Here is a 13,952-nt window from a genome sequence, read left to right as displayed (position 1 = left end):
CAATTTTGTTGTCTTACAATCAAATCTTATTCCAAAGTGTTCCGTCTTTGCTATCTTTTAATTGAATACCAACAGCTTGAAGTTCTTCCCGAATGCGATCCGATGTAGTAAAGTCCTTGTTTGACTTGGCTTCATTCCGTACAGCAATAATAATTTGCATCAATTCGTCAAGACTATCTGTTCCTCCGTTACCAAGCACATCATCCTTTAAGCCTAATATATCTTCAACAAAAGTCTGCATAAACGATTTTAATCGCTCAATATCCGCTACTTGTACACTGGCTTTACCGTCGTAAGCTGCATTAATAAATCGAACAACTTCAAATAATTCTGCAATAAGTACCGGGCTGTTAAAATCATCATCCATAGCTGCATAACAACGATTTGTAAGTGCATCTAAATCGAATTCTGTTGTTGAACTTGTTGCTACTGGCTTTATCTTATCCAACAAAGCAATCGCGTTCATCAATCTCTTATACCCCTTATCAGCAGCGTCTAGCGCATCATTTGAGAAATCAAGCGTGCTGCGATAATGTGCTTGCATCATAAAAAAACGAACAGCCATAGGCGAATAGCCTCTTTGAAGCAATGGATGTTGTCCTGTAAACAATTCGTGTGGCAAAAAGCCGTTGCCCGCAGACTTAGACATTCTTGCACCATTCACCGTAAGCATATTCGTATGCATCCAGTATTTAGCCGGCTGTACATGATTACACGCTTGCGATTGTGCTATTTCATTCGTATGATGCGTTGCTGCAAGATCCATACCGCCTCCATGAATATCAAATTGAGCACCTAGATATTTGCTGCTCATCGCCGAACATTCTATATGCCAACCTGGAAAACCAACGCTCCATGGTGCTGGCCAACGCATGATATGTTCAGGCTTTGCCTTTATCCACAATGCAAAATCGAGGCGGCCACGTTTCTCATCTTGACCACCAAGTTCACGTGTGTTATTCAGTAAATCTTCGAGCTTTCTATTAGTTAACGTGGTATAATCATGTTCCTTAACATACTTTTCCACATCAAAATAAACCGTACCATTTCTTTCATAACCATAACCATTCGCTATGATCTGCTTTACCATTTCTATCTGTTCAGATATATGACCTGTAGCGGTGGGTTCTATACTCGGTGGTAATGTATTAAACAGTCGCAAAACTTCATGGAAACCCAACGTGTATTTTTGTACAATTTCCATCGGCTCCAACTGCTCCAATTTTGCTTTCTTCGCAAATTTATCATCGCCTTCATCCCGATCTCCCTCCAAGTGTCCAGCATCCGTAATGTTTCGAACATAACGAACCTTATACCCTAAATGCAATAAGTAACGAAAGATGAGGTCAAAGGAAACAAAGGTTCTACAATTACCGAGATGCACATCGCTATAAACCGTTGGACCACATACATAAAGCCCTACAAATGGAGCATTCAATGGTTCAAATTTTTCCTTTTTTCGGGTTAACGTATTATAAAGGGCAAGATTGTTTTCCATAAAAATTAATAATAGCTGCCTTATTTTTGTCTAAAAAAGATTTGAATAGGAACTCCTTTAAACTCAAAGTTATCACGCAGTTTATTTTCTAAAAATCGTTTGTAAGGATCTTTTATATACTGAGGTAGATTACAGAAAAACGCAAACATAGGTGAACGTCCAGGCAACTGGGTAATGTATTTGATTTTAATATATTTTCCCTTGGTCGCTGGTGGTGGATACCTCTCAATAAGATCCAGCATCACTTCGTTAAGTTTAGATGTAGAAATCTTCTTTGTTTTATTTTCGTAGACTTCCATGGCAGTTTCTACCACCTTAAAAATACGTTGCTTTTCTGTAACCGATGTAAAAATAATGGGCACATCAGTAAAAGGGGCAATTTTCTCTTTGATTCTAGATTCAAATTCCTTTGCAGTTTTGTGATCCTTCTCTACTGTATCCCATTTGTTAATGACCAAAACTATCCCTTTTTTATTCTTTTCTGCTAAATGAAAAATATTGATATCCTGTGCTTCAATTCCATCGTTCGCATCCAACATCAAGATAACCACATCTGAATCTTCTAAGGCTTTGATCGTACGCATAACCGAATAAAACTCGATATCTTCATTCACCTTATTTTTTCGGCGAAGACCTGCCGTATCAATTAATAAAAATTCGTGTCCAAATTGATTATAATGAATCCGAATGGAGTCACGTGTAGTCCCAGCAATATCCGTCACGATATTCCGATCTACGCCAAGCAAAGCATTCGTTAACGAAGATTTTCCAACATTTGGACGACCTACGATTGTAATCTTTGGAAGTGTATTCTCTTCTTCCTCCTCTTGTTGAGGAAAGTGGGATACAACCGCATCTAAAAGCTCGCCAGTACCGGATCCAGTAGCGGAAGAAATATTAAAAATTTCACCTAATCCAAAGGCATAAAACTCCGCCGATTCATGATGAAGTTTAGCATGGTCAACTTTATTAGCGACAACAAATACCGGTTTCGAACTACGACGTAAGAGGTCTGCTATTTCATCATCTAAGTCGGTAATCCCTGTTGTTACGTCGACCATAAATAAAATAACCGAAGCTTCTTCAATAGCAATATGCACTTGGTCGCGAATAGCTTCTTCGAAAATATCATCCGATCCGTGCACAAAACCTCCGGTATCTATAACAGTAAACTTTTTCCCGATCCACTCCGCAGTTTCGTAATGACGATCGCGCGTAACGCCACTAAAGTCATCGACAATAGCCTTTCTACTTTCTGTTAAACGATTAAATAACGTAGATTTGCCCACATTCGGGCGTCCTACAATTGCAACTATATTTGCCATAACTTTATTCGGTATTAATGACGTTACCTCACGGCAACTTACGTTTTATTCAAGCCCACAAAGTTACAATAAATTAAGTGATTATTTAACGCCATTGACAAAAATGCGTTACATCCTTTCGTCATCTTTTATCCGACACAACAGAAAGGATAGCCAATATAAATTTCAGCAAGCAAAATAGACGGTAAACATAGACGGACAAAGCTTCTCGGCCAAGTAAAAGGAAGAGAGTTTCATTGCGGAAATAACGAATACAAAAAAAGCCCAAAGTTTCCTAAGGGCTTTCGTAGTAGCGGGGACCAGACTCGAACTGATGACCTTCGGGTTATGAGCCCGACGAGCTACCAACTGCTCCACCCCGCAATGTATTTTCAATGTTTTTGAGCTAAGTAAATACTTAGCTCTTCGTAGTAGCGGGGACCAGACTCGAACTGATGACCTTCGGGTTATGAGCCCGACGAGCTACCAACTGCTCCACCCCGCAATATACTTTCAATATTTTCGAGTTAAGCATCGCGCTTAACTCTTTTAGTAGCGGGGACCAGACTCGAACTGATGACCTTCGGGTTATGAGCCCGACGAGCTACCAACTGCTCCACCCCGCAATGTATTTTTATATTAGAATTGCGTTTCTACATCCAAAACGCAAGATAACATTCCGTTTAATTGGAGCACAAAGATATTATTTGTTTCTTTGTATTCCAAATAAAAAACAAGATAAAATGTCGCATAAAGCAGGATTCGTAAGTATCATAGGGAAGCCAAACGCAGGTAAGTCAACACTAATGAACTCATTAGTAGGCGAAAAGATGTCTATTATCACACCAAAAGCGCAAACAACCCGACACCGAATTATTGGAATAGTAAATGATGAAAATCATCAAATCGTCTTTTCGGACACCCCCGGAGTCATAAAACCGAACTATTCCCTACAAGAATCTATGATGAATTTTGTACAAGGATCGCTTATTGATGCCGACGTTATCTTGTTTGTTACCGATATTCACGAAAAATATGACGAAAACGATGTCATAGAAAAATTGCGTAAAACATCTTCTCCAGTTGCCGTACTTATCAATAAGATTGATAAATCGTCGGAAGAGGAAGTCAAACAAAAAATTGAGTTTTGGAAAGAAAAGCTGAATCCTGATGCAATCTTTGCGATATCAGCCTTGCACGCGCATGGCGTTTCTGGCATCATGGAGTACATAAAGGAAAAACTTCCTGTTCATGCACCTTACTACGAAAAAGATGAATTGACAGACAAAAACATGCGGTTTTTTGTATCAGAAATGATTAGAGAGAAGATCTTCAAACTTTATGACAAAGAAATTCCTTATAGCACCGAAGTTGTTATCACCTCCTACAAAGAAGAGGCAAACATCACCCGTATTGCTGCTGAAATAATTGTTGAACGAGATTCTCAGAAAAACATTATCATTGGTAAAGCGGGGGCAATGATCAAAAAGGTAGGTACTTATGCCCGTCAAGACATAGAAGAATTTATCGACGGAAAGGTATTCTTAGAACTTTTCGTAAAAATAATTCCTGATTGGCGTACGAAGAAAAATTATTTAAAGAAATTCGGATACGACGATTAGTTCTCAAAATAAATACGAAGTGCTTTAACCTGTTTCAGGTTAAGCACTTTACCTAAATCTTCATCAGAAGCTTCTTTCACTTTTTTTGCAGACTTAAAGACTTTTAGGAGCTTCTCTACAGATGTTTTCCCTATCCCGGGAATATTCTCCAATTCGGAGACAAAGGTTTTCCTACTTCGTTGATTTCGGTGAAACGTTATACCAAATCGATGGGCTTCATCCCGCAGGTGCTGGATGATCTTTAATGTTTCTGATTTTTTATCCAAATAAAGAGGGTATTGATCTCCAGGATAATAAAGCTCTTCCAGCCGTTTTGCAATTCCGATAACCGTTACTTTCTTTTCTATTCCTAAAAGCCTTAAACTTTTTAATGCGGCCCCCAACTGTCCTTTTCCTCCATCGATAATAATCAACTGTGGCAATTCCTGGTCTTCGTCTAGCAAACGTCTGTATCTTCGAAATACAGCTTCTTCCATCGTCGCAAAATCATTTGGCCCTACAACAGTTTTCACGTTAAAATGCCTGTAGTCTTTCTTCGAAGGCTTTGCATCTTTAAAAACAACAATAGCTGAGACCGGATAATTACCTTGTATGTTCGAGTTATCAAAACACTCGATATGTCTTGGCAAAACGTTCATCCTTAAGTCCTTCTGCATTTGGTTCAAAACACGTTCTGTTTTCACCTCAGGATTCAATCGCTCATATTGTAGCATCCTTTCTTTTTTGAAGTAGGCAACATTTTTAAGCGACAAATCCAACAGATTGCGTTTATCGCCCAATTTGGGTATTGTAAACTTAATCGTCTCACTGTCTTCAATATGTATATCAAAGGGAACAATAATTTCCCGAGAAGTACTTTTAAACCTACTGCGTATTTCAGGAATAGCCAATGCGAGGAGCTCCTCTTCTGATTCATCAAGGCGTCGTTTCATCTCCAAAGTCTGGGTTTGAATAACAACACCATGAACAACCTTTAGGTAATTTACAAACGCATAACTATCATCGGAAGCGATACTAAACACATCAATATTCGTTATCGATGAACTAACAACTGTCGACTTACTCTGGTAGTTAGACAATTTATCAAGCTTCCCCTTCAGTTTGTGTGCCCCTTCGAAATTTAAAGCCGTCACAGCTTCTGTCATCTGATTTTTCAAACGACTAGTCACGACCGATATTTTACCATTAAGAATATCTTTTATATCCGACAGATTCTGGCTATAATCGTCTTCCAATTGGTAGCCTTCACAAGGCCCTTTACAATTTCCAATCTGGTATTCCAAACAAACCTTATACTTTCCTTTGGCAATATTCTCTGGTGCTAAGTTTAGATTACAAGTACGTAATGGAAATAATTCCCGTATCATATCTAAAATAATATGCATCATACTAACTGAAGCATAAGGCCCATAATAACGAGAACCGTCTTTAATATATTTTCGAGTCCAAAAAATCCGTGGAAAATGTTCATTCTTTATTACAATCCAAGGATACGTCTTATCATCCTTTAATAATACGTTATAGCGTGGTTTGTGTCTTTTGATCAGGTTGTTTTCCAGCAACCAAGCGTCAATCTCTGTATCAACTATCGTAAAAGCAATTCGCTGTATTTTCCGAACAAGAACTTTAGTCTTACTATTCAACTGACTGTCTTGCACAAAATACGACCCTACTCGATTACGCAAATCCTTTGCTTTACCGACATAAATCAGCTCATTATCTTTATCAAAATACTGATAAACACCTGGCTTATGTGGTATCCTCTTTAGCTCCTCTCTGTAATCAAATGATCCCATATTCCTTAAAAACGTCGAGCAGTAAATTTCGTTAAAATTTACTGCTCGACAATGACCAAATCGTTCCTTGTTAAAATCCTAGTCTATCGTCATCAAGCTGTCCATCTTCTGTCGGCGTCCCATAAAACTGCACATACTTACCACAGTCTATTTCCCGCGTTAGACCTCCTGGAGGAAGAGGAAAATCATCCTTGGTATATTTTAAATTTTTATCGTTATACACACGCTTCATGTATAACCCAAAAATAGGTAGAGCGGCAGATGCCCCCTGCCCGGAAGCCATGCTATAAAAACGAATACCTCTATCCTCTGCACCTGTCCATACCCCCGTAACTAATTCCGGTGTTATACCAATAAACCAAGCATCCGAGTTATCGTTGGTAGTACCGGTCTTTCCTCCCATAGGATTTGTTAAACCACCGTATTCGGCCCGTCTCACACGAGATCCCGTTCCACCATCCACAACTCCTTTAAGCATATCAACCATAATATAGGCCGTCTCGCTGTTGATTGCTTTCACGACCTTAGGCGTTTTCTCATAAATTGGAGTGCCATTCTTATCTTCTATCCTTAAAATCATAGTAGGCTCAATCCAAGTACCGAAGTTTACAAAAGCAGAGTACGCTCCAACCATGTCGTAAACAGAAGCCTCATACGCACCTAGCGCAATGGAAGGATAATTTGGCACATCCGAAGTTATCCCCATACGTTTCGTCAGCGCAGCCACATTAGACGCCTGCACCTCGTTAATTACATAGGCTGAGGCAAAGTTCTGTGAATACTTTAATGCATTTTTCAACGTTATCGGATCCCCCCCCTGAACTGTTCCTCTTGGTGTCCAATTGCCATACGTCTGCATATGATTTGGAACTGTAAAACAGGGAGAATACCCATTATCTATAGCTGTCGCATAGGTAAAAGGCTTTGCTGTTGAACCAACCTGACGCAATCCTTGTTTGACATGATCATATTTAAAATGTTCAAAGTTAATGCCCCCTACCCAAGCTTTAATATGTCCTGTTTTAGGTTCCATCGACATTACCGCATTTCTTAAAAACAGCTTATTGTAGCGTATAGAATCCATTGGTGTCATTACGGTATCTATATTTCCTCTATAAGTAAATAAAGACATAGACACCTTCTTATTAAACTCTTTTTTTATTTCATCTTCCGACAATCCAGCCGCTTTAAGATCTCTGTATCGGTCTGATCTACGCATTCCGGAAATAAGCAGCTTTGCATTTGCACCTTTAAATGGATCGGAGTTCCGATATTGTCGATCAAAATCGCGTTGTAATTTCATCATCCATTCTTTTTGCGCTGCCTCCGCGTATTGTTGCATTGCATAGTTAATCGGGGTATAAATTTTTAAACCATCACGGTCTAAATCATATGGTGTACCATCCGCTTTTGTAATCGATAGCCGTTTAAATTCTTTTTTTATTTCTTCTTTAAGAACTGCACGAAAATAAGGTGCCAAACCTTCTCCGTAATTTGAAATTTGGAGCTTCAGATTAATCGGTTGACTCTTCGCTTTTTCAGCCTCTGCTGCTGTTAAGAAATTCCGATTTGCCATATTATTAATAACTGTATTTCTCCTTACCATTGCACGTTCCGGAAAACGAACAGGAGAGTAATACGATGGACCTTTCAACATTCCAACCAAAATAGCCGCTTCCTCTGGTGTTAACTTATCTGGCGTAGTACTAAAAAATGTACGAGCAGCAGATTTCACACCGTATGTATTTTTGTAGCCAAAATCGACCGTATTAAAATACATCATAATGATCTCTTCTTTTGTATAGCTTCGTTCCAAACGAACAGCAGTGACCCATTCCTGGAACTTCTGCATAATTCGTTTAAATGCACTGCGCTCTCTTCTTTCCGAAAACAGATTTAGTGCTAGCTGCTGTGTGATGGTACTCCCCCCTTGCTTATCTCCAAGCAACGTATGAAAGACCGACGTAATCGTACGCGAATAATCGATACCGGAGTGATCGTAGAAACGTTTATCTTCGGTAGAGATCAAAGCCTGAATCAAATATGGCGACAGCTCGCTATACTTCACATTCGACCTGTTATGTCGGTAATAGGTTCCTAAAACCTTCAGATCATCAGACAATATCTCGGAGGCAAGATTACTTTTCGGGTTTTCCAATTCTTGAAACGAGGGCAACTTTCCAAAGACACCTATACGTACACTTAAAATAAAAAGGCAACCTAATACAACAAACGCCAGTAATATCTTCCAAAAATTAAAGGTATATCGCTTGATGTCCTGTTCTGTCAACTTACTTTGCTTTGATTCTCTCTTCATAGCATTAATACAAAATTACTGTTCGATGTAAACTTGATGGTAATTTTTGATTTGTATCCCATCAGTTAACGTGCCAATTGTCTCTCTTGTTATCACAAAAATATTGTAATCTTCTTGTGGCACTTTCATGATTTCAGGTAGCAAAGGTAAGATTCTTGTCTCATATGTTTTAACTTCTTCAAAAGTTTCAAACGGTCCGACCAGTAACAACTGATTTTCGGCGTTCACCAGTTTCAGTTGATGGTTAATAGAAGCGCGCGTATAACGTGAGCGATTGAATTGCCCAATACCGTAGCGACTAGGCGCTAGATTCACACGAGGATCCATTACATTAACGACAAAATAGTATGTCGCGGTATCGGGGAGCAATTTTTTATCTCTGTATTCGTTCGGTCCGTATTGAATACGAACATCCGCTATCGCCAACTCTCGATTAATCAACTGTGCGTCCTTTCCGATTTTTGGCTGCAGCTTCAACGATGCCAACGTTTTATTTCCGTCTAAAGAGACCACATTTCTCTTCTCTTCGGAGGTTTCATCTTCTACGCTTTCCTCATCTAATCCGCTCAATACCGCTGTCGCCAAGGGTTCTTTTTTACGAATCAAAACACCTTCTTTCGCCTTTAAATCATTCAACTTAATCGCTGTACTTCCTGCCAACAGTTCCTGTTCCAAGAGAGCGGCTATTTCTTTTTGTTCCTCTTCTAAGTCGTCTAAAGTAGCTATCGTCTCTTTTTCATTTTTGCGGATCAATTTCCCATCCTGCGTTTGCAAACTATTAAGCTTAATATCTTTACTTCCCGAAGACAATGGCTGTGCCGAAAGAAGCGTAGCCTCTTTACGTTCTTCAACAGGAACTTCTTTTTTTGGTTCCTCGACAGCCTCCTTTTTAGGTTTATCCTTCACTAATGCAAGCCCCGTTCTGTAGTCCCCCTGGATATAAAGGGCGGGCCAAGGCGTCATATCAGGTTCATCAACAAAAGCGACACGCCCCCTATCCCTATCCTGCAATGCATTCACCCGATGAATAAATAAATCCGGATTATTCTCAATAAAAGCAATATTCTCCTTTGCAAGAGGTGTAACCAGGCTATCGTGAGGATATTTATCGACAATCTTCTGGAGAGCGTGATTGAAATCCTCCACCCGACCTACACGACCAATAGCCAACGCTTTAAGGTATTCCACTTGTACAACCATTCCTGTATTTTCAAACACAGTAGCAAGTGCTTCATTAGCCTGTTTAATCACCGCAACGTGATCACCCGCTGTATACAAGAGAAACAGTCGCTCAAAAGCCCTATCCAAAACTCGTTTTTCCCGATTGACTTTATCCATATAATAAGGGTCGAGAGCCATTTGAGCATGAAGTGAATTAGGAAACAATTCGACCAAACGCGCTTTATAAAAGTTACTTTTATCTACATTGTGGCCGTCATACATTCGATAAAGTGAATAGTAAATCTCGGCCGCAGAAGACGAATGAGGAAAACGATCCAAAAAATCTTCATATGCATTAATTGCCTCCTTATTATTACGCGTGTAGTCGCGGTATATATTACCAATAACAATCATGTTGTTATGTACAATCCTCTCTCTTCTGTCAAAATCAGCTTGACTTCTCGGTATTGAATCTTCATATCGATGACGTTCTGCCGTTAAAAATGCATCTACATCTAACGTATCGATAGATTTTAGCGGCGTTAAAACCTCTTCCTCCCTTTTCTCCGCGACTTTAACTACCACAGAATTATCAGCAGAAAATCGCCAATCGTCTTTCAATTGTCGAGCACCCCATTTTCGTTTAAACTCCGAAGCCCCCAACATTAATGCTTCCTGGTTATTAAAATAAAATCGGTTATCGGAATAAGTAGATCTATTCGTTGTACTAACAAAAGCATTCGATACGTTCATACTCGATGAGGATCCTGCACGATCTTTTTTTCTATCCTTCGCTGCAACTTTCAACTTTTCATCCGCTATCTGCTTCTCTTTCAATACAGCTCGTGCATATTCATCGATTTTCTTGGATTGATCATCAGCTGTTAACTTTCCTAAAGACAGCAAGGTATCCTGCCACAGATTTTGCTCATATAATTTCGTCAATTCCGACATAAAGATGAGTTTTCGACGAATCTTATTGACATCCGTATAGTTGTCGGGAAGTACCGTAGCGGTACTATCAAAATAGGCTTGTGATTTTCTGAATTGCTTCTTTTCAAACAGATAATCTGCCATGGTCAAATAAGTTTCTGTCGCTTGATAATTACTGCGATTCGGCTGCCTAAGCGATAGATCAAAGAATTTCAATGCTTTTTCCTCATCCTTAACTTCAAGATATACATTACCAATTTCGAATAGAATTTGGTCTTTATATTCTTCATTTTTACCTTCTTTCAGCATCGACAAAAAAGGTTTTATTCTTTTTTCTGTTGCGATCCCCTCGCTCCTCCCCAATAAAAAAGCATTCTGCAAATCCGATTCAAAAGACATCGAGAAAGGGACATTGCTATTTGCTAATTTTGCAAACAACCGAAAGGCCTTATCATCCTGCTTGTTATCGCGGTAAAGTTGAGCAAGTAAAAACTTCCAGCGATATGCATCATAGGTATTTACATTCGATTCAATTGCATATGTCAAATAAGGAATAGCATCCGGCTCCTTTCCTATCCGTACCAAATGATTTGCTTTCGCGGCATTGACAAACGTGCGTGTCTTCTTTTTATCGTCTAAAAACATAAATGCTGAATCCACCGCAAGTCCAGCAGCCTCATATTTATTGATCTGCAGGAGAGCTCTAGATTTCCAGGCGTAGGCGAGCGAGATAAAAGAATTTTGTTCTGGACGCCGATCATGAATCAATTTGTCAAAAAATTCTACCGCAGTATAATAAGATCCTTTGAGGTAATAAGCTTTACCAATCACAAAATAAGCATCGTTTATATATTTACCATCTTGTTTTGTGTTCACAATTTTATAGGCTTTTTGAATCAGTGAATCCATCGACTTGTGTGGATCGCCATTTGCTGTAGGCTCATCAAATACGGACAGTCGGATTTGATAATTTTTATCCGCAGCATCATATATCGTTTTCCGTTCCTGATCCAACATCAGGTTCGCATTGTATAATATGTTATATCGTGAAGTTAGATTTTGAAAAAAGTCAGTTTTCAAGCTGTCTTCGGCTATATTTTTAACCTTTACATTCTTCTTCCCTTTGAATACAGCGCAGGAAAAATGCAAAAAGAGAATAGAAAAAGACCCCAGAATAAACAGCAGAAGTCTTCTATTAAATTTCATAATATTCGGGGAATTAGTCCTCATGTGATTTTAAACTTTCTTTAGGCCTCATTTTTTTAGGTAGCTTTGTAAGACAAAAATACCATTATTCACAGAATTTTAACTGCTAAACATTCGAAAATTCACGAATTGTTAAAAAGCCAAATCAGAATACGCTCTTCTCCGTTTTTTCGGAACAAAACCCACATTATAACCAATTAAAGTATTACTTTAGAAGAAAATTTCAGTACATCCATCTTTGGTATATCATTCTTATGCTACGCGTTAAAAACTCCAGTCTTTTCTTTATATTTTTAACAGTCGTTATCGATACTGTCGGCCTAGGGATTATTATACCTGTACTTCCTTCATTAATAAAAGAACTCATCAATGGCGATTTAAGCGAAGCCTCGCGTTATGGAGGCTGGTTAATGTTTTGCTATGCATTCACGCAATTTCTCTTTGCTTCGGTATTAGGAAATTTAAGTGATTGCTACGGGCGCAGGCCCGTCTTACTATTCTCCTTACTTGGCTTCTGCATTAACTATGTTTTGATGGGTTTCGCACCATCCATAGGCTGGTTGTTCTTGGGGAGACTCGTCGCAGGAATTACAGGAGCAAGCCATACGGCCGCAGCAGCTTATATCGCGGACATCAGCACACCACAACAAAAGGCACAAAACTTCGGACTATTGGGAGCTGCGTTTGGCCTAGGGTTTATCATAGGCCCGGTTATTGGAGGCTTACTTGGTCAATTCGGCCATCGGGTTCCATTTTTCGCGGCCGCCGGTCTGAGTTTAATAAACTGTATTTATGGCTATTTCATTGTTCCAGAATCCCTAAAAAGCGATCATCGACGATCGTTTTCCTGGCAAAACGCCAATCCTATAGGCGCTTTCCGACAAATTGCGAAATATCCGCAGATTCATACGCTCGTCGCCTGTATATTCCTCGTCAATCTTGCCGCTCACGCGGTCCAAAGCACATGGTCGTATTATACGATGGAAAAGTTCGGTTGGGATGAAAGAATGGTAGGTATCTCATTAGGTTTCATCGGCATACTCTTAACTATTGTACAGGCGGGATTATTACGCGTGATCATTCCGCGCCTTGGGTTGGCAAACGCTATTTTAACAGGACTCTTGCTGAATACGATATCCCTTTCACTCATTGGAGCCTCATCTGGTATTGTGATGCTGTCGGCAAGTTGTATATTATATGTATGCAGTGGTATTGCTGGCCCAGCAACACAAAGCCTAGTCTCTAACCTAACTCCAGCAAACGAACAAGGACAAATTCAAGGGGGCATTGCCTCGGTTATTAGTCTTACCGCAATATTTGGCCCGCTTTTAATGAGTAATCTGTTCTCCTTCTTTACAAGAGAAAGCGCGGAGACCTATTTTCCAGGTGCTCCGTTTATAGCGGGCTCTCTACTCGTATTCATTGCTCTTACAATTGCCTATCTCTATTTCAAAAAGACTAAATCTTCTGAATAAGACAAACGGCATAAGCTACAACACCTTCCTCACGGCCCACGAATCCCATCGTCTCGTTAGTCGTAGCCTTAATGGATATATCATCTGCATCTAGTCCTGTTGCATCGGCTAATCGTTCCTTCATTGCGGGTATATAAGGTTTTATCTTTGGAGCTTCCAAGCATAGCATAGCATCAATATTCCCCAATTCATATCCCTTTTCTGAGATTAGACGAACACATTCCTTTAACAACAACAAACTGCTTATGCCCTTCCACTTTTGGTCTGTATTCGGAAAATGGTAACCGATATCTTCCAAATTAGCTGCACCAAGAATAGCATCACAAATCGCATGTACGAGGACATCAGCATCAGAATGCCCGAAAGCTCCGGCGTGATGTGCTAACTCTACTCCCCCAACCACAAAGGGATGTCCTTCTTTCATTTGGTGGACATCAAAACCAAAACCGACTTTAATCTTCATATTACTGCTAAATTAGCTAATAAAATAATACAATGAAATCTAGATTTCATTGTATTGACAACATTGCTATTTAACACATTTTAACATTTTCAACAAAGAGAACCGATTAATTCCTACACAAATTCGTAATAACCCGTCACAGCAAATAATATTTATTTATTACTTTTGACATAATAA

Annotated in this window: 8 protein-coding genes and 3 tRNA genes; 2 read left to right on the top strand and 9 right to left on the bottom strand. The window is 39.4% G+C overall.

Annotated elements, in window-relative coordinates; genetic code table 11:
• Window positions 1–19: 19 nt before the first annotated feature.
• The 5 genes from cysS to ACSZOX_RS21395 form a co-directional block, all read right to left on the bottom strand.
• Window positions 20–1,498 (bottom strand): cysteine--tRNA ligase, encoded by a 1,479-nt coding sequence (gene cysS / locus ACSZOX_RS21415; RefSeq protein WP_437922256.1) that lies wholly within the window; start codon window positions 1,496–1,498, stop codon window positions 20–22.
• Window positions 1,499–1,518: 20 nt separating this feature from the next.
• The gene (gene der, locus ACSZOX_RS21410) at window positions 1,519–2,823 is read right to left on the bottom strand and encodes a ribosome biogenesis GTPase Der (protein WP_437922255.1); all 1,305 of its coding nucleotides are present in this window, start codon (window positions 2,821–2,823) and stop codon (window positions 1,519–1,521) included.
• 290 nt (window positions 2,824–3,113) lie between these two features.
• Window positions 3,114–3,186, bottom strand: a tRNA-Met gene (locus tag ACSZOX_RS21405).
• Between the two features lie 48 nt (window positions 3,187–3,234).
• Window positions 3,235–3,307 (bottom strand) — tRNA-Met (locus tag ACSZOX_RS21400).
• 48 nt (window positions 3,308–3,355) lie between these two features.
• Window positions 3,356–3,428: transfer RNA gene (locus tag ACSZOX_RS21395), tRNA-Met, on the bottom strand.
• A 117-nt stretch (window positions 3,429–3,545) separates the two neighbouring features.
• Between ACSZOX_RS21395 and era the strand changes: the two genes are divergently transcribed.
• Entirely contained in the window at window positions 3,546–4,424 is an 879-nt protein-coding gene (gene era, locus ACSZOX_RS21390; protein WP_437922254.1) for a GTPase Era, read from the top strand.
• Here the strand turns inward: era and uvrC are convergent.
• From uvrC to ACSZOX_RS21375, 3 genes are all read right to left on the bottom strand, one after another.
• Complete coding sequence (uvrC, locus tag ACSZOX_RS21385) at window positions 4,421–6,220, bottom strand: excinuclease ABC subunit UvrC (RefSeq protein WP_437922253.1); 1,800 nt, start codon at window positions 6,218–6,220, stop codon at window positions 4,421–4,423. The two genes, era and uvrC, sit on opposite strands and share 4 nt — an antisense overlap.
• 70 nt (window positions 6,221–6,290) lie before the next feature.
• Window positions 6,291–8,537, bottom strand: coding sequence for a penicillin-binding protein 1A (locus ACSZOX_RS21380; protein WP_437922252.1), 2,247 nt, complete (start codon window positions 8,535–8,537; stop codon window positions 6,291–6,293).
• A 15-nt stretch (window positions 8,538–8,552) separates the two neighbouring features.
• Window positions 8,553–11,837 (bottom strand): tetratricopeptide repeat protein, encoded by a 3,285-nt coding sequence (locus ACSZOX_RS21375; protein ID WP_437922251.1) that lies wholly within the window; start codon window positions 11,835–11,837, stop codon window positions 8,553–8,555.
• A gap of 254 nt (window positions 11,838–12,091) precedes the next feature.
• Here ACSZOX_RS21375 and ACSZOX_RS21370 point away from each other — a divergent pair, with 254 nt between their 5' ends.
• Window positions 12,092–13,312 carry a TCR/Tet family MFS transporter gene (locus tag ACSZOX_RS21370; RefSeq protein WP_437922250.1) on the top strand — a complete coding sequence of 407 codons (1,221 nt, stop codon included), beginning with the start codon at window positions 12,092–12,094 and terminating at the stop codon, window positions 13,310–13,312.
• On the opposite strand, the gene ispF is transcribed toward ACSZOX_RS21370, so the two are convergent.
• On the bottom strand, window positions 13,296–13,775 hold the full coding sequence (ispF, locus tag ACSZOX_RS21365) for a 2-C-methyl-D-erythritol 2,4-cyclodiphosphate synthase (RefSeq protein ID WP_437922249.1): 480 nt from the start codon (window positions 13,773–13,775) through the stop codon (window positions 13,296–13,298). The two genes, ACSZOX_RS21370 and ispF, sit on opposite strands and share 17 nt — an antisense overlap.
• Window positions 13,776–13,952 lie beyond the last annotated feature (177 nt).

Origin of the sequence: Sphingobacterium sp. LRF_L2 (assembly GCF_965644235.1) — a bacterium.
Lineage (GTDB): Bacteria > Bacteroidota > Bacteroidia > Sphingobacteriales > Sphingobacteriaceae > Sphingobacterium.
The sequence above is the reverse complement of the archived record's forward strand: the minus strand, read 5'-3'. Positions and strand labels throughout refer to the sequence as shown.